At 70.9% G+C, this 22,964-nt stretch carries 9 protein-coding genes; 5 read left to right on the top strand and 4 right to left on the bottom strand.

Annotated elements, in window-relative coordinates; all coding sequences use genetic code 11:
• Positions 1 to 29 precede the first annotated feature (29 nt).
• From PZB75_RS25560 to PZB75_RS25545, 4 genes are read right to left on the bottom strand one after another with little or no spacing between them, the layout of a single operon-like run.
• Positions 30 to 995, bottom strand: coding sequence for an SDR family NAD(P)-dependent oxidoreductase (locus PZB75_RS25560; RefSeq protein ID WP_275537640.1), 966 nt, complete (start codon positions 993 to 995; stop codon positions 30 to 32).
• The gene (locus PZB75_RS25555) at positions 992 to 5,770 is read right to left on the bottom strand and encodes an SDR family NAD(P)-dependent oxidoreductase (protein ID WP_275537639.1); all 4,779 of its coding nucleotides are present in this window, start codon (positions 5,768 to 5,770) and stop codon (positions 992 to 994) included. Before PZB75_RS25555 ends, PZB75_RS25560 begins: the two co-directional genes overlap by 4 nt.
• Entirely contained in the window at positions 5,767 to 7,074 is a 1,308-nt protein-coding gene (locus PZB75_RS25550; RefSeq protein WP_275537638.1) for an acyltransferase domain-containing protein, read from the bottom strand. The genes PZB75_RS25555 and PZB75_RS25550 overlap by 4 nt, the downstream gene beginning before the upstream one ends.
• A gap of 37 nt (positions 7,075 to 7,111) precedes the next feature.
• Positions 7,112 to 7,486, bottom strand: coding sequence for a carboxymuconolactone decarboxylase family protein (locus PZB75_RS25545; RefSeq protein ID WP_275537637.1), 375 nt, complete (start codon positions 7,484 to 7,486; stop codon positions 7,112 to 7,114).
• A gap of 1,197 nt (positions 7,487 to 8,683) precedes the next feature.
• Here PZB75_RS25545 and PZB75_RS25540 point away from each other — a divergent pair.
• From PZB75_RS25540 to PZB75_RS25520, 5 genes are all read left to right on the top strand, one after another.
• Positions 8,684 to 9,697 (top strand): ParB/RepB/Spo0J family partition protein, encoded by a 1,014-nt coding sequence (locus PZB75_RS25540; protein ID WP_275537636.1) that lies wholly within the window; start codon positions 8,684 to 8,686, stop codon positions 9,695 to 9,697.
• A gap of 759 nt (positions 9,698 to 10,456) precedes the next feature.
• Positions 10,457 to 11,755 carry a bifunctional o-acetylhomoserine/o-acetylserine sulfhydrylase gene (locus PZB75_RS25535; RefSeq protein WP_275538861.1) on the top strand — a complete coding sequence of 433 codons (1,299 nt, stop codon included), beginning with the start codon at positions 10,457 to 10,459 and terminating at the stop codon, positions 11,753 to 11,755.
• Complete coding sequence (locus PZB75_RS25530) at positions 11,752 to 12,894, top strand: homoserine O-acetyltransferase (RefSeq protein ID WP_275537635.1); 1,143 nt, start codon at positions 11,752 to 11,754, stop codon at positions 12,892 to 12,894. Before PZB75_RS25535 ends, PZB75_RS25530 begins: the two co-directional genes overlap by 4 nt.
• A 152-nt stretch (positions 12,895 to 13,046) precedes the next feature.
• Positions 13,047 to 13,637, top strand: a complete 591-nt coding sequence (locus PZB75_RS25525; RefSeq protein ID WP_275537634.1) for a hypothetical protein — start codon at positions 13,047 to 13,049, stop codon at positions 13,635 to 13,637.
• 192 nt (positions 13,638 to 13,829) lie between these two features.
• The gene (locus PZB75_RS25520) at positions 13,830 to 22,928 is read left to right on the top strand and encodes a type I polyketide synthase (RefSeq protein ID WP_275537633.1); all 9,099 of its coding nucleotides are present in this window, start codon (positions 13,830 to 13,832) and stop codon (positions 22,926 to 22,928) included.
• Positions 22,929 to 22,964 lie beyond the last annotated feature (36 nt).

Here is a 22,964-nt window from a genome sequence, read left to right as displayed (position 1 = left end):
GCTCGTGCCGTGTTCCTGGGCCGGGTGTGTCATGAGAGACCGACCAGTTCCTCGGACCGCTCCCACACGGCGCACTGGAGGCCGGGGCGGAAACGGTGGAGGGCGGGCGGCAGGAGGACGGCTCCGGGCGTGGTGGAGTAGAAGCCCCCGCTCCGGCCGGTGAACCGCGGGTCGCCCGCGAGCCGCAGGGCCTGCTCGGCGCCCTGACGAGCGTTACGGACGAGCGGGGTCCGTTCCGCCAGCGAGAACAGGACCGAGCCCATCGGGATGTTCCTGGCGAGTCCGGTGGACACCAGGCCGGGGCAGAAGGCGTTGGCGGTGATCCCGCGCGAGGTCCATCTGCGTGCGATCTCCTGGGTGACGAGCACGTTGAGCAGCTTGGAGCGGGCGTAGACGGCGAGGGAACCGAGCGGACCGTACGAGCCGGGTTCGGCGAAGGTACGGGGATCGATGCGCAGGACGCTCCGGTGCGATTCGGAGGCGACCATCACGATCCGCGAGGGGGCTCCCCGCTCCAGCAGGTCCACGAGGAGGTTGGTGAGGAGGAAGGGACCCAGGTGGTTGGTGGCGATCATCCTGTCGAATCCCTCGGCACTGGTCCTGGGGCGCAGGTCGTGCGTACCGGCGTTGTTGACCAGAACGTCCAGGCGAGGCAGCAGGTCGTGCACCTCTTCGGCCGCCCGGCGGACGTCCCCCAGGGCGGAGAGGTCCGCCACGATCATCCGTACGTCCGCGGCCGGCCTCTCCCGGTTCAGCTCGGCCAGGGTCGCCTCGCCCCGCGCCCGGTCGCGGCAGATGAACACCAGACGCGCCCCCGCCGCGACGAGGCCCCGGGCGGACTCCTTGCCGATGCCTGAGGTCGCGCCGGTGACGACGCAGTACGTACCTTCCATGGCGCTCTCCCTCTCCCGGTCCCGCGCGTCCCGGCGGGGCCCCTTCGCGGCGTCCGGCGTCCCCGGGGCGGGGACGTGTCCGGCTCGGGCCGTGCCGCTCATGCCGGCATCTCCACCAGTTCGACGCCGGACATCTCCAGCAGGAGGCGGCCGGTGGGGGTGACCGCCCGGTGGACGCCGCTCGGACCGACCGACACCACGAGCCCGTGTCCATGACGAAGCAGCAGGTCATGGTCGTTGGCGCCGTGGGTGTGCAGGTCGACACGCGATATCGAGCGCGGCACGAACAGGGGGTGGCTGTCTTCGTCGGCGCAGCGCAGAGCGGATGTCCGCAGGGCGGCGCACATCAGCAGTGCCGGTGTCGTCATGGTGCGCAGTCCGGGGTACCCCGCGAGGTCGGGGGTCCAACTTCCCTGTGCGAAGCCGCCGTCGACGGTGCAGTGCGAGAGGTTGCGGAAGGGGCCGCGCAGCGACACGGTTGCCCCCGGCGCGGCGTACGGGTCCTGGGCGGGCCGGGGGGAGGCCGCGTGCGGAGGGCTCCACGGGGGAGGGTCCGAGGGGGCGTCGCCGGACAACAGCACCTCGGTCCGGAAGTGGTGGAGGTTCCCCGGCCGCAACCGGCCGTCCGGGCCCAGGGTGTCGGAGTGGACGCTCACCGTCACGGCTGTGCGGGGCTCGTCGTCGCCGGACCGCCGCGGTGACAACCGTGCCCTGATCCGCAGGGGGGCGGGCCTGCTCCGGCTGAACGGACGGATGAAGGTGTCGAAGTGTGCGTCGCGGAATCCGGTGGTGAACGTTCCCGGGACCAGCGCCTGCGCCGCCTGCGCCGCGAGGTCCAGGATGAACGTCGCGGGTATCGTCGGTTTGCCGCTGACCAGGTGGTCGCGCAGGTGGCGTTCTTCCTCCGCGACCACCGGCCAGACCCATTCCGCGCTGTGGTCCGGGGAGTTCGGCGATGTACGCCACGACGGCCACAGCCGGTCCGCGGGCCGTGCGGTCGGCTCGGCGTGGACCAGGCCGGGCACCTGGCGGCGCAGCCGGTCCCGCTCCGTCCGCCCCAGATAGACCGACGCGCCCCCCACCCGCGCCGCGGCCGCGAGTTCGCCGAGGAACTGCGCTGTGCCCTCAGCTGTCGAGATGGGGGTGAACTGCTCCTGACGCGACACGTGTTCCTGGTACAGGGCGTCGGACCCCATGCCGGTCTGGCGCCACATCGTGAAGCCGACGGTGATCTCTCTCGTACCCGTGGCCGTCTCGGCGGTGGCCTCCAGGTAGGCGTTGCCGGAGGCGTAGTCCGTGTCCCCGGGCGCGCCCGCGGCTCCCGAGTAGGAGCCGACGTTGCACCACAGGGACGGCCGCCGCGGACCCAGCGCCGCCCTGAGGTGGAGATGGCCGAGCACCTTGGTGTCGCGTACCGCGCGAAACGTGTCGAGCCGCTTCTTCTCCAGGAGGGTCGAGGCCACCTGGCCCGCGGCGTGGATGACGAAGTCGACCCGGGTGTCGGCGCGCAGCACCTGGCCGACGGCCTCCCGTACCGCGTCCTCGTCGCGTATGTCGCATGCGAGGTAGTGCACCCGCCCGTCACCGAACCGGGCCTTGAGCGCCGCCAGTGTGAGGTGCAGCCGACGCCGCTTCAGCAGGGTGTCCGCGCGGTCCACCAGGGATTTCGGGGTGAGTTCGGGGTGGCTCCCGCGGAGGCGGCGGATCAGGCCGGCGCGGGCTCCCGCGAGCCGGTCCTCCGGGAGGTCTTCGAGTTCCGGGGGTACGGGGCCCTCGGCGGTGCGGCCCAGGAGCCAGAGGGTGGGCCGGGCGTGCCCGGCCAGGGCTTCGAGCAGGGCTTGGACGATGTCGCCCGCCCCGCCCGTGATCAGGCCGACGGATTCGTCGCTCAGTGGCAGGTCCGAGGGCAGGACGGGGGCCGTGAGCGGCGCCGGGTGCAGGGCTTCGGTCCAGCGCCTTCCCTGGAGGTAGGAGACGGCGGGGGGCGGGAGCGGGCGGGCGGTGCGTTCGCGCGCCACGCGGGCGAGCAGATCGGTGGTGACGGCCTCGTCGGTCGTGAGCGTGAGGGCGATCGTGCCCGGACGTTCCCATCGCAGGCTCTTGACGAATCCGTCGAAGAGGGCGGCGACCGGGTGAGGCGTCCGGTTGCCCGGGGCCCCGCCCAGCAGGACGGCCAGTGAGCTGTCCGGCTGCCAACGGGGCCAGAGCCGCTGGGCGATGAGGAAGACCGCGTCGTGGAGGGCCAGGGCCCGGGGTACGGAGAGGGCGGCGAGGTCTCCCACCACCGTCAGGTGCGGGGCGGCGGAATCGACCGCGGTGAGCATCCTGTCCGCCGCCGTCGCGGACATGGGCCCGCCTTCGTCGTCCGGCAGGTGCAGGACGAGTGAGTCGCTGTCGTGAAGGTCGTCGCGGATCGTGACGCCGTCGTCAGGGGACGCCAGCAGCACGACGCCTCGCCGGGGCAACGACGGTGACGTCCGGGTGCCGGTCTCACTCGTACGGGGCGCGGCCCTGGTCACGAGCTCCTTGCGGTAGCGGCGTGTCAGACTCGCCGACCCGTCGGCCGTCCGCCCCGGAGGCGCCTTGTCGGCGGGCCCGGCCAGCAGGGCCGTGTCGTGGTGCTCGGCGGGCAACCGGACGGGCAGGGCGGCGCGTTCGACGGCACGCAGCAGCGCGAGGGCGTGGTCGGCCGCCAGGTAGCTGCGCTCCGGGGCCGCCGCTGACCGCTCCCGCGGGGCGGTGCCGAAGGACAGCCGGGCGAGGACCGGCAGTTCACGCTCCTCGGCGGTGTCGCTCCTCGTCACGGCCAGGAGGAAGGCGCCCTCACCGAGGGGCGCGGGGCCGAGCCCCGACAGAACGGCGTTCCCGGCGGCTCCGTTGCCGTTGACAGCGACGACCAGCGCCAGGTCGAGTTCACCCGTCCTGAGGTACCGGTGGGCCACCCGAAGAGCCGTGAGTGTGCCGTCCCTTCCCGCGTCGACGGCCATGCTCGGACCGTGCAGGTCGTACCGGGCCGCGATGCGGGAGGCGATGACGTTCGGCAGCACGCCCGCCTGCGAATCCTCGGTCGTCGCGGGGAACCCCTCGCGGACCCTCTCCAGGTGCTTCGATACGTGGGAGAAGGCCGGGTCGTCCCCGTTCCGGTCGAGCAGCCAGGCCGCGTCGCGGGCGTAGCAGCGCATCGCGGTTCCGACGAGTCCGCGTGGCATCCCCGTGTGCGCGGCGATCACCCCGGTCGTCTCCCGCACGTCAGCCCACAGCTCCCCGTGCTCCGCGGCGAAACGCGCCGCGACCTGGAGCGCCATCAACTGGCAGGGGTCGACCACGGGAATCGTGCGCCCCGGCATGCGGACCTCGGCGGGCGAAGGCGCGGGGTAGGGCCGGGGGAACGCGTGGTGTGGTGCGGCCGCCGTCCCGCGCAGCCAGTCGCGTACCGACGCCGTGGACGGTTCGCCGGGCAGGTGGGCCGACCAGGCGACCAGTACCAGTTCCTCCGAGTCGGGCCGGACCGGCGGACCGGAGCGCGGGTCCGTACCGTCGGCGCGGTCGGCCACGAGCAGGTGCCCGTTGGTCCCGCCGAAGCCGAAGGCCGAGACGCCGACGGTGCGGTGCCCGTCCGGCCTGGGTGGAAAGCTCACCGCCTCGGCCGGGACCCGGACCGGCGCGTCGCTCATCCGGCTCTCCGGCTCCCGCGCTCCGAGCTGTCCGGGTATCCAGCCGTTGCGCAGGGCCAGCAGCGCGTGCATCAGGGAGAGGACTCCGGCGCTCCAGCCCGTATGGCCGAAAACGGGTTTGTTGCTGCTGCACCACTGCGCGGAACCGGGATCGAGCGCCGCGAGGACCTGTGACTCGACGCCGTCGCCGGCCGGTGTGCCGGTCCCGTGCGCGACGACCCAGTCGACCTGTTCCGCTGCGACGGCGTTGACCGACCGGGCCCGCCGCACCGCGCGTCGCTGACCGTCGGGGTTGGGGGCCGAGATGGACTTGCCGCGGCCGTCCGCGGCCCCGCCGAAGCCGAGGAGCACACCGAGGACGGTGTCCCCGTCCTGCCGCGCCCTCCGCAGCGTCTTCAGCGCCACGAGCCCGGCGCCGTCGCTGAACAGTGTCCCGTCCGACGCTCCGGTGAAGGCCCGGACACGGCCGCGAGGGGAGAGCCCGCTCAGTTTGGCGAACATCACCGCCATGGTCGGGTCCACGACGTTGACACCACCGCAGTAGGCGATCTCGCACTCCCCCGCGAGCAGGGCCTTGCTGCCCAGGTCCACGGCGTAGAGCGAGGAGGCGCACGCGGTGTCGACCACGAAGGACTCGGTCACCCGCTCCGGCAGCCCCGCGAAGGCCCGGCGCACCACGGCGTCGGGGGTGGCGGCCCGGTCGAGGGGCACCGCGTGCCGGTAGTGTTCGAGCAGGGCCGCCCGGACCCTCGCGGCCTGGACGTCGTCCGGCGCCGACCGGGCGAGGATGTCCACCAGCACCGACTCGACGAGGCTCTGGCTGCCTCCCGGCCACGCACCGACGTACGCCCCGCAGCGGTAGCCGGGGTCGATCCGGACGCCCGAGCGCGCTTGCAGAACCGTGTGCCGGAGCCAGCGGGCCGCCTGGTCGCGTCCGGGGCCGACGCCTTGTTCCGCCTCCGCCAGAGCGGGATGGGGCCGGAAGGTGTGCAGGTAACCGGCCCTGCGTGCGTAGGTCCGGTCCGGCTCCTGCCGGTCCTCGGACCAGAACCGGCTCAGCTCGAAACGGTCCCCCGGTTCGCTGAACACGTCACGCCCGCCGTTGAGCGTCCGCCACAGCTCACCGGGGCTGGAGGCACCGGGCACCGCGACTCCCATTCCCACCACGGCGACCAGGTCGTCGGCCTCGCCCGGCACGGTCATCGGCGCTGCTCCTCCACCAGATCGGCGATCCTGTCCAGCGTGGTCGCGCGGACCCTTCGCTCGGCGGGCGGTTCGGCCAGCCCGTACTGTTTCCGCACCCGTTGGAACAGTGCGAGCTGTTTGGCGGAGTCGACGCCGAGGTCGGCCTCCAGGTCCATGTCAGGGGTCAGCATCTCCACCGGGAAGCCCAGGTCCTCGGCGTACAGGCCCGCCAGCTCGGTCAGTACCTCGGCGCGGCCGGGCAGCGCGTCCTGTTCGGGCGGTTCCGTCCGTGGTTCGTGCGTGACGGGCTCCTCAGCGGGGCCGGGCCCGGCGGGGGGTGGGCTCCAGCTGACCGTGAATCCCGCTTCGTCGAAGGAGGCGGTGATGCTCTCCATGCCGCCTCGGCTGGGCAGCAGGGGAAGTGCGCGCGCGGACGAGGGCAACGAGGACCTGACGATGCCGGTGAGCGCTTGACGGGCGCCGGCCTCGATGAACGTCGTGGTGCCCGCCCGGAACAAGGAGAGCAACGCGTCGTAGAAGCGCACCGGGGCCACCATGTTCCGTACGATCACCTCCCGGACGTCCGCGACGGTTCGCACGTGTCGGCCCAGAACCGGGGAGAACACCGGTACGCGGGGTTCGTCCAGCGGGATCTCCGCGGTGGCCTCGCGGAAGATGTCCGCGGCGAGGTGCAGAGCGGGATTGTGGAAGGCGTACCGGGCCCGCAGCCGGGTGGCTCTGAAGCCCAGTCCGGTCGCCACCTCCTGCGCCACCCGCAGTGACTCCAGCGGGCCGGAGACGACCGTCTGTCCCGGCCCGTTGTCTATCGCCAGGCGGAGTTCGGGGTCGTCGAGCAGGCCCACGAGATGTTCCGCACGGCGAGCGGGGACGTCCAGTGCGACGAGTCCTCCCTCGGCCGGGTCGGCCCGGTGGAAGGCTTCCGTGCGAGCGCACGCCATGCGGGTGACGTCGGCGACCGAGACCGCGCCCGCGGCCGACAGGGCGGCGAACTCGCCGAAGCTGTGGCCGACCAGGACGTCGGCCCGCAGCCCGAGCCCGGCCAGCATTTCGAAGCCGACCGCGTTGACGGCGTAGATCGCCAGGTCCAGTTGGTCGCTGTTCTTGGTGAGGAGGTCGTCCAACGGGGCCGCGTCCCGCTCCAGCACCAGCGGTGTCACGGGCTCGAAGCCGTGCTCGGCGGCCACCGCGTCGATCGTCTCAAGCGCCTCGGCCGCCCTGGGGAAGTGCCGGGCGCGATCAGCGAGCACCCCGGGCAAGTAGGCACCTTGGCCCGGGAACAACACCGCCACGTGTGAAGTCATGAAGACACCTTTTCGTGAGGGGGCAGTGGACGTCGCACTACTGCTGTCCGTCGGAGTCGACCGGGAGCAGCCCCTGCCCGGCGTAGAAGGACTTGGCGACGGCGAGGGCGTTCAACGTTCTGGGAAAACCGGCGTACGCGCTGATGTGGGCGAACACCGCGACGACGGAGGAGGGAGCGATGCCCAGCCTGTGTGCGATGGTCAGATGGAGCTTCAGTTCCTTCTCGGTGTCGCCCAGAACGGCGAGGGCCGCCAGGGTCACCAGCTCCCGTTCACGGTGGTCCAGGCCCGGCTGCTGGTGCAGCGTCCCGAAGACCGTCTCGATGACCAGGCGTGCCGTGCTCCCGCTGATGGGCGCCAGATCATCGAGGAAGTCCTGTATGGCGTCGCGGCCGGCCAGCTGGTTCGCCACCCTCAGGCCCTGCTCGTACCTCGTTTCGCAGTGCCCTTGATGTGCTTCGTTCCGATCCTCCGCTGTCATCACCAGTCATCTCGTTGCGTCCGGCGGAAGTGCGACGAATCCTGTCGGTCTGCCTCCGAGTACGCCAAGCCGGTGACGGGATCGGGAGCGAAGGACTGTCGCATCTCCGGAAAGAGGGTTCCGCGTCGAGTAGAGAAAGAGCATTCCGCCTCGGAACGTTTCCCTCGCGTGTCCGTTCACGACTCCCCGACCGAGATGAGTGACGTGCACCCACCACGAAAGGCATGACGCGAACGGCTCTGTCGTCCTGCACGGCACCCCTGGGGCGGGGCCGGCGCTCGCCAGGACCGGAGTGGTCCGGCGAGCAAAAGCGTTCCTCAGTTCGACTTTTCGAGTCTCTGCTCCAGTCGAGGCGCTTGTCTACGGGAGCGTTCGAGGCGTCGGGGGCGCGTTGAAGGCGCGGGCGCGTTCCACTTGCACCCGCGCCCCTTCCGACCGCGAAGCCACGCCCGCGCACCCCACCACGACCGTCGAGCCTCCCGGCTCCGGCGACACCGATCGGTCGACAGTCAAAAGCCGACAGCCGCGCCTCACGTGGGCCGTGCACGGCGGGTGCGACGGGGGAAGGCCGGGAGGGCGCCAACGCCCGTCGGGAGCGGAGACGTCAAGGCGGTGTTACGCCCTCATGAAGGAAACGCCCTTCTCCCCACAGGTAAATGGAATTTTTTCGTGGATATGGTGAACTCGATCTTTCCCGGTGACATCCGGTCCGATATCCATCACGGTGCACGCGAGGCACCTCAGGGCGAGGCGTCATCACGCCACACCCTTTATGTCTGACATACCCGCATGACATCGACGTGATTCACGTCACAGAATCCGCGGGGGCGGTTGACACCCCGTCCGATCCACACATGCAAAGGGGCGCCGACTTCGCTCGCGGCTACCGTTAAGGGCGAGTAAAGCACTGGTTCGGACCTGGACAGTATCAAACTTGTCCACAACCCCCGAGAGGGAAAGCAGACCAGTTCGCGGTCACTGTCGGTATCCCCGGGCCCCCTCTTTCCGGACACCTTTATGATGTTGACAGGATTGCACTCGTGATGTGTATGTTCCACTCGGGTGGCGCATCCCGGGCGACAATGGCACGGGTGCCCTTCGTGAAACGAATGAGCCCTGGAGGAGCAATTGTCAGCCAGGACGGACCACGAGGCCACATCGGACTCGGCCGGCTCGTGGGCCGGAGGCCCCGGCCGCCCGGTCACCGCCGATCTGACGCCTGCCGTGAAGGTGCCGATCGCGGCACTGTCGACGGGCGATTCTCCCCGGCTCGGTGGCGCCGACGTCGAGCACTGCCGGGTCATCGCCGAATCCGCCGCCGATCTGCCGCCGATCGTCGTGCACCGGGCGACGATGCGAGTGATCGACGGAGTTCACCGGCTACGGGCCGCCGAACTGCGCGGTGACGAGGTCATCGCGGTGCGTTTCTTCGCCGGCAGCGCCCAGGACGCCTATGTGCTGTCGGTCGAGGCGAACACCACACACGGCCTGCCGCTGTCCAAGATGGAGCGGATGGTCGCTGCGGACCGGATCATGAACTCGCACCCCGAGCGGTCGGACCGGTCCATCGCGGCGCTGACGGGGTTGTCGGCGCGCACGGTGGCCGCACTGCGACGGCGTTCAACCGGTGAGCGACCACGCTTGAACACCCGTGTCGGGCAGGACGGCCGGGTCCGTCCGGTCAACAGCGCCGAAGGCAGACGCCTCGCCGGCGAGTTGATGGCCAGCGACCCGAACACCTCGCTGCGCCGGATCGCCGCTGTGGTCGGGCTTTCCCCCGCGACGGTGCTCGACGTACGCCGACGGCTCGATCGCGACGAAGATCCCGTCCCGCCGAGCCAGCGGACATCACCCGCCCCGGTCGCCCGGCCATCGCGAGGAAAGGCCACGGGCGGCCAGGAGGACCTCGACGCACTCCTGCACAGCCTCAGCAAGGACCCGGCGCTCCGCTTCACCGAAACCGGCCGTCTGCTGCTGCGATGGCTGCACCGCCAGGCAGCGGGCACGGAAGAACAGGTCAGACTGCTCGACAAGGTGCCGGCGCACTGTGCCGCTCCGGTCGCCGAGCTGGTACGCCGCTGCGCGGAGCGGTGGCTGGAGATGGCCGAGCAGATGGAACAGCGCAGACGTCAGATCGTCTGAGCCGAACCGTCCGATACTTCCCGCCCCCACGAGGTGTCCGAAGGCGTCTCGGTGCGTTCACGGCCCGCGCCCTCCGCCGCATCCGTCGCGGCCACACGCAGGCGCACGCAGGCACACGCAGGCACACGCAGGAAAGATTCCCGGGTCCGCTGTCGCTGTCACTCCGCGACGCACGGCCCGGGAATTCTCGTTTACGGGCGCACGCCGGGGCGGCCCGGACGCCGTACACCCCGTACACCCCGTATCGATGCCCGATGCCTGGATACCCGGTGCCGATGTCTGGTGCCCGGGTGTCTCCGTACTGATGCCGGACGCACGGATGTCTCGTACCCATGCGTGGCGCACGGATGTCTCGTACCCATGCGTGGCGCCGGATGTCTCCTGCCGATGCCGGACACCCCTGTACTCCGGGCAGTTCCCGCGCCTGTTTCCTCATGATGCTTTCAGCGTTGACCGGGATGCCTCCGACCGGACTTCCGGTGCTTTCGCATGCTTCCTTTGTGAATACTGGGTCAACGGTGTGATGAATCAACGGACAAGACCCGTTCCTTTGTGCGCGTCAAGGGTGTTCGCCTCACACACATCGAACCTTTCACACCGCAGGACGCCTCGTTAGCATCAATCCCCGGACAGCGCTGAAACGTGCCGTCCGCCATTCCCCCCATTCCCCTCCCTTTCCCAGAACCCGGATCGATCCGTTTTCCATACGAGAGGAAAGCCGTGTCCCTTACCGACGCCGGCGTCACCACCGAGAACGCGATCACCGCTCCTGACCCCACAGAGGCGTGGAGCTTCGAGACCAAGCAGATCCACGCCGGTCACACGCCGGATTCGACCAGCAACGCCAGGGCCCTGCCGATCTACCAGACGACCTCCTACACCTTCGACAGCACCGCGCACGCCAAGGCGCTGTTCTCGTTGGAGGAGACCGGCAACGTCTACTCCCGCATCATGAATCCCACCCAGGACGCGATCGAGCAGCGGATCGCGGCACTGGAGGGTGGCGTGGCGGCCTTGTTGCTCGCCTCCGGGCAGGCCGCGGTGGCCTCCGCCGTGCTGAACCTGGCCACCTCCGGCGACCACGTCGTGACCAGCCCGCGGCTCTACGGCGGCAGCTACACCCTGTTCCGGCACACCCTGGGCCGTTTCGGCGTCGCCGTGACCTTCATCGAGGACCCGGACGACCTGGAGCAGTGGCGGGCCGCGGTCCGGCCGAACACCAAGGCGTTCTTCGGAGAGAGCATCTCCAACCCGCGCAATGACGTCTTCGACATCGAGGGGGTCGCTTCGGTGGCCCATGAGCACGGCATCCCGCTGCTCATCGACAACACCGTGGCCACGCCGTACCTCATCCAGCCACTGCGGCACGGTGCCGACATCGTGGTGCACTCGGCGACGAAGTACCTCGGTGGACACGGAACCACGATCGCCGGCGTGCTGGTCGACGGCGGAACCTTCGACTGGGCCTCCGGACGGTTCGGCAACTTCACCACCCCGGACCCCAGTTACCACGGTCTCGTCTACGCCGAGCTGGGCCCGCCCGCCTACGCCGTAAAGGCACGTGTCTCACTGTTGCGGGACCTCGGCGCCGCCATCTCCCCTTTCAGCGCCTTCCTGTTGGGACAGGGCATCGAGACCCTGAGCCTGCGGGTGGAGCGGCACGTGCAGAACGCCGCCGCGGTCGCCGAATTCCTCACCCGACGGCCCGAGGTGGCCTCGGTGGCGTACGCGGGCCTGCCCACCTCGCCCTGGTACGACCGCGCGCTCGCGCTCAGCCCGCGCGGTGCGGGCGCCGTGGTCGCCTTCGAACTCGCGGGCGGCGAGAAGGCCGCCACCACGTTCATCGACGCCCTGACGCTGCACAGCCATGTGGCGAACATCGGCGACGTGCGCTCGCTCGTGCTGCACCCCGCGACCACCAGCCACGGCCAGCTGAGCGAGGCGGAACAGCTCACCGCGGGTGTCACGCCCGCAACCGTGCGGCTGTCCGTGGGACTGGAGTCGATCGAGGACATCCTGGCGGACCTGCGCGCCGGGTTCGACGCGGTGGAACAGTGACCGTCGGCCTGGTGCCGTCCGCGCCGCGCGTCGACTTCCCGCCGCCCGACGGCCGGCCGTGCCACATCGAGGTGGGCCCGCTGGCACTGGAGTCCGGCGCGGTGCTGCCCGAGGTGCGGCTGGCGGTGCAGTGCTGGGGCCGCCCCTCGGCGGCCCGGGACAACGTGGTGCTGGTGCTGCACGCCCTGACCGGCGACGCGCATGTGGTCGGGCCGGCCGGGCCCGACCGGCCCACCCCCGGCTGGTGGGACGGGCTGATCGGCGAGCGCCGGGCGGTGGACACCGGCCGCTGGTGCGTACTGGCGGCCAATGTGCTCGGCGGCTGCCGGGGCAGCACCGGTCCCGCCTCCCCGCACCCCGACGGCGGGGTGTGGGGAGGGCGGTTCCCCGACGTGTCCGTACGCGACCAGGTCGCCGCCGAGGCGGCGCTGGCCGACGCGCTCGGCATCACGCGGTTCGCCGCGGTGGTCGGCGGGTCGATGGGCGGCGCGCGGGCGCTGGAGTGGGCGATCGGGTATCCGGAACGGGTCGGCGCGGCGCTGGTACTGGCCGTGGGGGCGCGGGCGACCGCCGACCAGATCGGCACGCAGAGCACACAGATCGAGGCGATCACCGGCGACCCCGACTGGCAGGGCGGGAACTACCACGGCACCGGCCGCCGTCCGGCCGCCGGTCTCGCCCTGGCCCGCCGGATCGCGCACCTGACGTACCGCACCGAGATCGAGCTGGACGAGCGCTTCGGCAATGCCCCGCAACACCCCGGCCACCCGACATACGCGGCCGAGAGCTATCTGCGTCACCAGGCACGCAAGCTGGTCGACCGGTTCGATCCGGCGAGTTACGTGACGCTCACCCACGCGCTCAACGGCCACGACGTGGGCCGCGGCCGTGGCGGGGTGCACGCCGCGCTGGCCGGCTGTCCGGTGCCGACGGTCGTCGCGGGGATCGACAGCGACCGGCTCTACCCACTCCGGCTGCAGCGTGAGCTGGCCGAGAAGCTGCCCGGCTGCCGCGGCCTTGAGGTCATCCGTTCCCGGCAGGGGCACGACGGCTTCCTGACCGAGACCGCGGCCGTGGGCGGACTGCTCGCCGGCACGCTCCGGCTGGTCAACTCCCAGGCCGCCCGGGGCCAGGGCTGAGGCGCCCGGCCCTGCGCCACGGGGACCTGCGCACGGATCTGCGTCACGGGCCCGCCTCACGGGCCTGCGCCACGGGCCGGGCGCCTCAACCGCAACCTCAACCCCGGCCCCGGCCCCGGCGGCCCTCGTACGTACCCCGGAAAGGAATCACCGTGGCCCGCATCCCCTACCCGGAGTTCGCCCCCGACTTCCGTATGCCGACACCCCTCTACGGCAGCCCGCAGGACGCGACGCTGCTCAACGTCTTCCGGATGCTGGGGCACAGTCCGGGCTTGCTCACGGCCGTGGCGAACATCGGCCTCAGCCAGCTCACCGAAGGCGAACTGAGTGACTTCGACAGGGAATTGACGATACTCGCCGGTGCCCGGTGCTTCGGTTCGGACTACGTCTGGGCACAGCACGAACAGCTCGCCGCCCAGTTCGGCATCTCCACCGATCAGCTCAAGGCGCTCCACGCCTACGACCTCGACGCCCCGTGTTTCGACCGGCCTCAGCGGGATCTGCTGGCTCTGGTCGCGGAGGTGGCCGCCGACGCCAGGGCGGACGACGCCCTGCTGAAGCGCGTACGGGACCACCGTGGGGACCGGCAACTCGTGGAGATCATCGGCCTGGTCGGTGTCTACTTCCTGGTCTCGCGGGTCACCACGACCCTTGACATCGAGATCGACCGTCGCGAGCTGGACAGCGCGCTGGATGCCGTGGGGCACTCGTCGGCTGCCGACCGAGAGCCGTCCACCCGCTGAGGACCGTCCGTCGCCCGAGAGTCGCCCGTCGGCCGAGGGCCGTCCGTCCGCTGAGGGCCGTCCGTCGGCCGATCCGTCCGTCGCGGTCCCGGCCGGTCCCGCGCCCCTCGCCGCACACCCCGTTCAGCGCCCCTCGCCGCACACCCCGTTCCGCACCCCCGTACCCGAACCGCCCTGGAGAAGAGGAACACCGTGAACAGGTCCTCGATGTCCGCAGGTGAGCTTCCGTCGAACTCGGCCGACGCGATCGCCGTTGTCGGAATGTCCGCGCGTTTCGCACAGGCGTCGACCGCCGTGGAACTGTGGACGCTGCTGCGCGAAGGCCGCGACGTGATCAGCGAAGTGCCACCGGATCGATGGGACGTGGACGCCTTCCATGACACCGATCGAACAGCCGCCGGCCGGATGAACTCCCGTTGGGGCTCCTTCCTCGACGACATCGACCGCTTCGACCCGGCCTTCTTCCGCCTGTCTCCGCGCGAGGCGGCGATGATGGACCCCCAGCAGCGACTCATGCTCGAACTGGGCTGGGAGGCGTTGGAGGACGCCCGGATGCGGCCCGAAGTGCTGCGCGGGCGCCGGGCCGGGGTGTTCATCGGCTCCATCTGGGACGATTTCGCGCGCCTGGTGTACCAGGACGCGGTCGCCGAGAGCACCCAGCACACGATGCCCGGCGTGCACCGGGGAATGATCGCGAACCGGCTGTCCTACTTCCTGGGCGCCACCGGCCCCAGTCTGGTCGTGGACACCGGGCAGTCCTCGTCCCTGGTCGCCCTGCACCTCGCCTGCGAGAGTCTGCGCCGGGGGGAGTCGGAGGTGGCGATCGCCGGCGGGGTCAACCTGAGCCTGCTGCCGGAGACCTCGGTCATCTCCACCAAGTGGGGCGGTCTCTCCCCCGACGGGCGCTGCCGCACCTTCGACGCCGAGGCGAACGGGTACGTCAGGGGTGAGGGCGGCGGCGCCGTCGTGCTCAAACCACTGGCCCGCGCGGTGGCCGACGGCGACCGGATCTACTGCGTGGTGCGGGGCAGCGCGGTCGGCCACGGTGGCGGCGTCAGCATGACCACCCCGGACGAGCGGGCCCAGCGCGAAGTCCTCCGGCTGGCCTACGAGAACGCCCGGGTCGATCCCGGCGCCGTGCAGTACGTGGAGTTGCACGGTACCGGGACGAAGGTCGGCGACCCGATCGAGGCCGCCGCGCTGGGCTCGGTGGTCGGCACCGCCGGTTCCGGCCGTGCGCTGCGTGTCGGCTCGGTGAAGACCAACCTCGGGCACTTGGAGGGGGCGGCCGGTATCGCCGGCTTCCTGAAGGTCGCGCTGAGCGTGTGGCACCGGCAGTTGCCCGCGAGCCTGCACTACCGGACACCGAATCCGGAGATCCCCTTCGACGCCCTCCGCCTCGCCGTGCAGACGGAGCTGGACGACTGGCCCGCCACGGACGGTCCGCTGACCGCCGGGATCAGCTCGTTCGGCATGGGTGGCGCCAACTGCCATGTGGTGGTGGCCGAATCGCCGGTATCGCTCCCGGACAGGCCCGGTGCCGCCACGGCGCCGCCGGTCACTCCGTGGGTGTTGTCGGGGCGTTCGCCTGCGGCTTTGCGGGCCCAGGCGGTGCGGTTACGCAAGCACCTGGACACACTGGGCGACTGGGACCCGGTCGACGTGGGCTGGTCACTGGCCACCACCCGTACCACCTTCGAGCACCGCACGGTGGTGACGGGTACGAACCGTGCGGAACTACTGGCCGGACTGGACCGAGTGACCGAAACACCGGACACAGCCGAGGCACCGGACACCCCGGTGGTCTCCGGTGGGCTGGGATTCCTCTTCACCGGTCAGGGTGCGCAACACCCCGGGATGGGCGCCGAACTGTACGCACGGTACCCGGTGTTCGCCGAGGCCCTGGACGAAGTCTTCGCACACTTCGACGGACTCGGACTGCGCGAGGCAGTCTTCTCAGGCGAACGACTCGACGAAACCGAAGTGACACAGCCCGCACTCTTCGCGATCGAGATCGCCCTCTTCCGCCTCATGTCCTCCTGGGGCATCACACCCCACTACCTCATCGGACACTCGATCGGAGAAATCGCCGCCACCCACGCCGCCGGAGCCCTCACCCTCCCCGACGCAGCCACCCTCATACGCGCCCGAGGCCGACTCATGCAAGCACTGCCACCAGGCGGAGCCATGATCGCCGTCAACGCCACCGAAACAACAGTCCAACCCCTCCTCACCGACCGGGTAAACATCGCAGCCGTCAACGGCCCCACCTCCATCGTCATCGCAGGCGACGAAAACGCCACCCTCAACATCGCCAACCAACTCGCCGAACAAGGACACCGGACCAAACGGCTCACCGTCAGCCACGCATTCCACTCCCCCCACATGGAACCCATGCTCGACCAGTTCCACCACATCGCATCCACCCTCACCTTCACCACACCCCTCATCCCCATCATCTCCACCGTCACCGGCCAACCCCTCACCCAACAACACCTCAGCACACCCGACCACTGGACCAACCACGCACGCCAACCCGTCCGATTCCACGACGCCATCCACACCGCAGAAACCCACGGCATACGCACCTACCTCGAAATAGGCCCCCACACCACCCTCACCGCCCTCATCCCCGAAAACACCCAACACCCCCACACCACCGCAACCCCCCTCCTCCGCAAAGGAAAACCCGAACCCGAAACACTCATCAACGCCCTCACACACCTCCACACCCACGGAACCCACATCAACTGGACCCACGCCTACCACCACACCAACCCCCGCACCATCAACCTCCCCACCTACCCCTTCCAACGCCAACGCCACTGGCTGACGCCCTCGGCCGGCGGCACCGACCTTGCCGCAGCCGGGCTGAGCCCGCTCCGGCACCCGCTGCTCGGCGCCGCGATCGAGCAGGCCGACGGGGACGGAGTCACCTTCGTCGGACGGCTTTCGCTGTCGACGCACCCATGGCTGGCCGATCACACGGTGCTGGACACCGTCGTGCTGCCCGCCACCGCGTTTGTCGAGATGTCGTGGTACGCGGCCGACTTCGTCGACCGTGCGACGGTTGACGAACTGACGCTCACCCACCCGCTCGTGGTGCCGCCGAGCGGCGGCGTCCAGTTGCAGCTCACGCTCTCCGGAGCCGACGGGTCGGGTCGGCGCGACCTCAGCGTGCACACCCGGCGGGACGGCGAGTGGGTGCTCCATGCCGTCGGCAGTCTGTCGGACACTCCGGCGGCCCCTGCCGTCCCGGCGGCCCACGCGCTCTCGGCCGACTGGCCGCCGTCGGGCGCCGCGGAAGTCGATCTGCACGACGTCTACGAGCGGGTCGCCGCGCACGGTTACGAGTACGGCCCCGCCTTCCAGGGACTGCGCACCGCCTGGGCCGACGACGACAGCTTCTTCGCGGAGGTCGAGCTGGATCAGGAGCAGCCCGGCGAAACGTTCCTGCTGCATCCGGCGTTGCTGGACGCCGCGTTGCATGTACTGCTGCCCGGGGTGGTCGAGGAGTCGGGGCCGACCCGGCTGCCGTTCTCCTGGTCCGGGGTTCGGCTGCACTCCGAGGGGGTCACCAGGCTCCGTGTCGCGTTCCGCCGGTCCGGCCGCGACACCGTGTCAGTGGTCGTCGGCGACGACACGGGCGCGCCGGTCGCGACCGTGCAGGAGCTGCGGTGGCGGGAGATCCCCGCCGACGCGCTCGGTCGGACCGACGACCGGCCGTCGCTGTTCACCGTGCGGTGGCGGGAGATCCCACTGGCCGAAAACGAAGAAGCCGAAGGAGACGGAGAAGACGGAGAAACCGGGGCGACCGGCGCGACCGGAACACTCGGCGCGTCGGAAGCGGCTCCGTACATCCTTCGTTCCGCCGAGGATCTGGCGGCGGCCGACCTTCCGCCGGTCGTCGTGCTTCCCGTGACCGGCTCGACCACGACCAGTTCGACCAGGACCGGATCGATCGCGGCCGAGGCAACGATCCCCGTGCTGGAGACCGTACAGCGCTGGCTGGCCGACGACCGGTTCGGCGGCGCCACCCTGGTCGTCCTGACCCGGGACGGGGAAGCCGATCCGGCCGCCGCGGCGGCCTGGGGGCTCGTCAGGTCCGTGCAGACCGAGCACCCCGGACGGGTGGTGCTGCTCGACACCGACGGCACCGCGGAGTCGGAGCGGGCCCTCGCCGCGGCCGTCGCCTCCGGCGAGCCGCAGCTGGTCCTGCGCGACGGCGCCGCCTCCGTACCCGAGCTGTCCCCGGTGAGTGACCCGGTCGAGGAACGGTCCGCGTTCGGTCCCACGGGCACCGTTTTGATCACCGGTGCCACCGGGGCGCTCGGCGGACTGCTCGCCCGCCACCTCGTGTCGCACCACGGCGTACGGCAACTGCTGCTGGTCAGCCGGAGCGGTGGACAGGCACCCGGCGCGACCGACCTGGTGGCCGAACTGTCGGCGCTGGGCGCCCAGGTCAGGCTGGAGGCGTGCGACGTGGGCGACCGTGACGCACTTGCCGGGCTGCTCGCGTCGATCCCGGTGGACCGTCCGCTGTCAGCCGTGGTGCACACCGCGGGCGTCCTCGACGACGGCATCATCACCGCGCTCACCCCGGAGCGGCTGCGTGATGTGCTGCGCCCCAAGGCGGACGCGGCCTGGAACCTGCACGAACTGACCCGCGACCTCGATCTGTCCGCGTTCGTGCTGTACTCCTCGATCTCCGGACTGATCGGCGCGGCGGGACAGGCGAACTACGCCGCCGCCAACACCTCTCTCGACGCGCTCGCCCACCACCGCAGGGCACACGGTCTGGCGGCCACCTCGCTGGCCTGGGGCCTGTGGGAACAACAGGGCGGCATGGCGCAGTCGTTGGCGGACAACGACATCCAGCGGATGGCACGCGCCGGGGTCGGTGTGCTGAGCCACGCCGAGGGGCTCGCCCTGTTCGACCGCGCCCTCGCCACGGACCATCCGGCGCTCGCGGCGCTGCGGCTCGACCTCACCGTCGCCCGGTCCTCGGGCGCAGACGTACCCGTCCTGCTGCGCCGGCTGGCCGGCGGCAAAGCGCCCCGGCGCCGGGAGCGGCCCCGTGCGCAGGCGCAGGACGGTCTCCGGCTGTCGGGCCTGTCCGAGGCGGAGCGGCGCGAGCGGCTGTCCGAGGTGGTGCGGACCCGGGCCGCCGAAGCACTCGGCCACGGCGACTCCGCCGGCGTCCGGACCACGGATTCCTTCCGCCATCTCGGCTTCGACTCGTTGATGGCCGTCGAGTTCCGCAACAAGCTCAGTGCCGCGGTGGGGCTCCCTCTGCCGACCGGGCTGGTCTTCGACCACCCGACCCCGGACGACGTGGTCTCCTACCTCGACGAGCGGCTGGCAGGACCGGCGGTGGCCGCCGCCCCGGTGGCCACCGCCGCACCGGCCGAATCCGCCGGAGCGGGTGGCGGTGACGACCCGTTGGTCGTGGTGGGGATGGCGTGCCGGTATCCGGGCGGGGTCGGGTCCCCCGAGCAGTTGTGGGACCTGGTCGTGCAGGGACGTGACGCCATCGGGGACTTCCCGGCGAATCGCGGCTGGGCCGAGGACCTGTACGACGCCGACCCCGACGCGGCGGGACGGACCTACGCCCGGGGCGGCGGGTTCCTGTACGACGCGGACCAGTTCGACGCCTCCTTCTTCGGCATCTCACCACGCGAGGCGGTGGCCATGGACCCGCAGCAACGACTGCTGCTGGAGACCGCGTGGGAGACCTTCGAGAACGCCGGAATCGACCCGCAGACCGTACGCGGCAGCGACACAGCCGTCTTCGTCGGCGCGATGTACCACGACTACGCCCCGCCGGTTCACCAGATGCCCGAGGAACTGGAGGGGGTGCTGCTGACCGGCAACACCGCCAGCGTGATCTCCGGGCGGCTGTCGTACATGTTCGACCTGACCGGTCCGACCGTGACCGTGGACACGGCGTGCTCGTCCTCGCTGGTGGCGCTGCATCTGGCGGCGAAGGCGCTGCGCTCGGGCGAGACCTCACTGGCCCTGGTGGGTGGTGCGACAGTGATGTCCACGCCCGGCACCTTCGTGGAGTTCAGCCGGCAGCGGGGGCTGGCTCCGGACGGCCGGTCGAAGTCGTTCTCGGACGACGCCGACGGCACGGGCTGGGCCGAGGGCGTGGGACTGCTCCTGGTCGAACGGCTCTCCGACGCCCGACGCAACGGACACCGCATCCACGCCGTACTACGCGGCACAGCCATCAACCAGGACGGCGCCTCCAACGGCCTCACCGCACCCAACGGCCGCTCACAACAACGCGTCATCACCCAAGCACTCCACGACGCACACCTCACCCCCACCGACATCGACGCCGTCGAAGCCCACGGCACCGGCACCCGACTCGGCGACCCCATCGAAGCAGAAGCCCTCATCGCCACCTACGGACAGAACCGCACAACACCCCTCTGGCTCGGATCACTCAAATCCAACATCGGACACACCCAAGCCGCCGCCGGAGTCGGCGGAATCATCAAAATGATCATGGCCCTCCACCACCAACTACTCCCCCCCACCCTCCACATACACAAACCCACCCAACACGTCGACTGGACCACCGGCACCGTCCAACTCCTCACCCAACCCCAACCCTGGCAGAACAAGGACAAACCCCGACGCGCCGGCATCTCCTCCTTCGGCATCAGCGGCACCAACGCCCACGTCATCATCGAACAAGCACCACAAACACACCCCCACCCCACACCGAACCCCCTGCCCGCCGTGCCCTGGGTGGTGACCGCCCGGAGCCCACGGGCGCTCCAGGCCCAGGCCGAGCGGCTGCGGGAGCACCTGGCCGGGCTGGACGACTGGGACCCGGCGGAGATCGGGGCCGGTCTCGCCGCCTCCCGTGCGGTCCTGGACCACCGCGCGGTGGTGGTCGGTACGGACCGTGCGGAGTTGCTGGCCGGGCTCACCGACGCGGTGGCCGGCCAGGTGACACCGATCGCCGCGCGCGGCCGGGACAAGGTCGTCCTCGTCTTCCCGGGCCAGGGCTCGCAGTGGACCGGCATGGCGACCCAACTGCTCGACACCTCGCCGGAGTTCGCCGCTGCCATGTCCCGGTGCGAGCGTGCGCTGGCGGAGCACACCGACTGGAACCTGATCGAGGTGGTGCGGGAGTCACCCGGCGCGCCCGGTCTGGACCGGGTCGACGTCGTACAGCCGGTGCTGTTCGCGGTGATGGTGTCGCTGGCCGAGGTGTGGCGGGGACTCGGCGTCGTACCGTCGGCCGTCGTGGGCCACTCCCAGGGGGAGATCGCCGCCGCGTACGTGGCGGGTGCGCTCTCGCTGGAGGACGCCGCCCGTGTCGTGGCGCTGCGCAGCCGGGCGCTCCTCGCGATCGCCGGCCATGGGGGCATGCTGTCCGTGCCGATCGCCCAGGACCGGGTCCGCACACTGCTGGAGCCCTGGGCCGGACAGCTGTCGGTGGCGGCGGTCAACGGGCCCGCCTCGACGGTGGTGGCCGGTGATCTGGGCGCGGTGGAGCAGTTGCGCGACCAGCTGACCGCCGACGGGGTACGCGTCCGGATGGTGCCGGTGGACTACGCCTCGCACTCACCTCATGTGGAGGCCGTACGGGAGGAGATGACCGCGGCCCTGTCCGGTATCCGGCCGCAGCGGTCCGAGGTGCCGTTCTACTCGACGGTCTCGGCCGAGCGGTTGGACACCCGGGAGCTGAACGAGGACTACTGGTACCGCAATCTGCGCGGTACGGTCCGGCTGAAGGAGACCACAGAGGCTCTGCTGGACGCCAAGCACACCGTGTTCATCGAGGTCAGCCCCCACCCGGTGCTGACCGTCGGGATTCAGGACACGGTGGACGCGGTGGGCGGCGACGCGGTTGTCACCGGGACGCTGCGCAGGGACAACGGTGACATGGCGCAACTCTTCCGGTCCGCCGCGCAGTTGTTCGCCGACGGCGTGGCCGTCGACTGGGCCGGGGTGTTCGAGCGGGTCGGTGCCGCGCCGGCGGAGCTGCCCACCTACGCGTTCCAGGGCGAGCGGTACTGGCTCGACCGTACCGGGGTGCATGTCACCACGGCCGCCCCGCGCGCTCCGGGGCTGGTGGGGCGGCTGGCCGGGCTGACCGGTCAGGAGCGCTCCGAGCTGCTGGCCGGGGTGATCGCCGAGGAGTTGGCGCTGGCGCTGGGCCTGGGTACGGGCGGCAGCGTGGAGGCGACCGAGACGTTCACCGAACTCGGTCTCAATTCGCTGTCCGCGATGGAGTTGCGTACCCGGCTGGCGTCGCTCACCGGCGTCCGGCTGCCCGTGACGGTGCTGTTCGACCATCCGACGGTCGATCAGCTGACCAAGGTGGTCGAGGAGTTGCTGACCGAGTCCGAGTCGGCGGCCGACGAGGAGTCCGAGTCCGCATCCGGGGCGGCGGCCGTGACCGACCCGGGGGTGGGGGTGGCCGGCACGCCGGGGACCGCGGTGGAGCCCGGCGCACCGGCCGGTACCGCGTCCACGCCGCTGATGTCGCTGTTCCGCTCGGCGTGCGCGACCGGTCTGATCAGTGAAGGGCTCGACATGCTGGCTGCCGCCTCCCGGCTGCGGCCGGCCTCGGAGCGGATCGCGCCTGCCCGGCCGCCGATCCGGTTCTCCCGGGGCGAGCGGCAGCCGGCGCTGGTGTGCCTGCCGTCCTTCGTCGCCCCGGCGAGCCCGTACCAATTCGCCAGGTTCGCCTCGGTCTTCCGGGGCGAGCGGGACGTGTACTCGCTGACGGCGGGCGGCTACGCCGACGGGGAGTCGCTGCCCGGGACCGTCGAATCGCTCGTGGCGGCCCAGGCCGAAGCGGTCCGCGCGTGTGTTCCGGACCAGCCGTTCGTCCTGGTCGGCTACTCTTCGGGCGGCTGGCTCGCCCAGGCGGTGGCCGAGGCGCTGGACGGGGAGGCAACGATCGCGGGCGTCGCGCTGCTGGACAGCTATCTGCCGGGGGACGCGGAGATTCTGCGCATCCAGTCGACGCTCTTCGAGGAGCTGGCCACCAAGCCGGAGGTCGCCGACCTGGTCGACGACGCGAATCTGACCGCGATGGGCCGCTACCTCGGTCTGTTCCGCGGCTGGTCGCCCCGGCGGACCGTCGAGCCGACGCTGATGGTCCGGGCCACGGAGCTGCCCGGGGAGGACGGCGGGGAGCGTTCCACCTGGCCGCTGCCGCACACCGAGGTGACCGTGCCGGGCAGCCACGTCTCGATGATCGACGAGTTCGCGGACTCGACCGCGCGGGCGGTCGCGACCTGGCTCGACTCGGCCTTCTGAGCCGGCCGCCGTGCCGCGCCGCCCACCGTGGGCGGC

It is taken from the genome of Streptomyces sp. AM 4-1-1, from assembly GCF_029167625.1.
GTDB lineage: Bacteria > Actinomycetota > Actinomycetes > Streptomycetales > Streptomycetaceae > Streptomyces.
The sequence above is the reverse complement of the archived record's forward strand: the minus strand, read 5'-3'. Positions and strand labels throughout refer to the sequence as shown.

Bases quoted from the DNA above. Each gene is read 5' to 3' on its own strand.
- PZB75_RS25550 (WP_275537638.1), bottom strand. From the start codon at position 7,074: ATGACTTCACACGTGGCGGTGTTGTTCCCGGGCCAAGGTGCCTACTTG.
- PZB75_RS25560 (WP_275537640.1), bottom strand. From the start codon at position 995: ATGAGCGGCACGGCCCGAGCCGGACACGTCCCCGCCCCGGGGACGCCG.
- PZB75_RS25555 (WP_275537639.1), bottom strand. From the start codon at position 5,770: ATGACCGTGCCGGGCGAGGCCGACGACCTGGTCGCCGTGGTGGGAATG.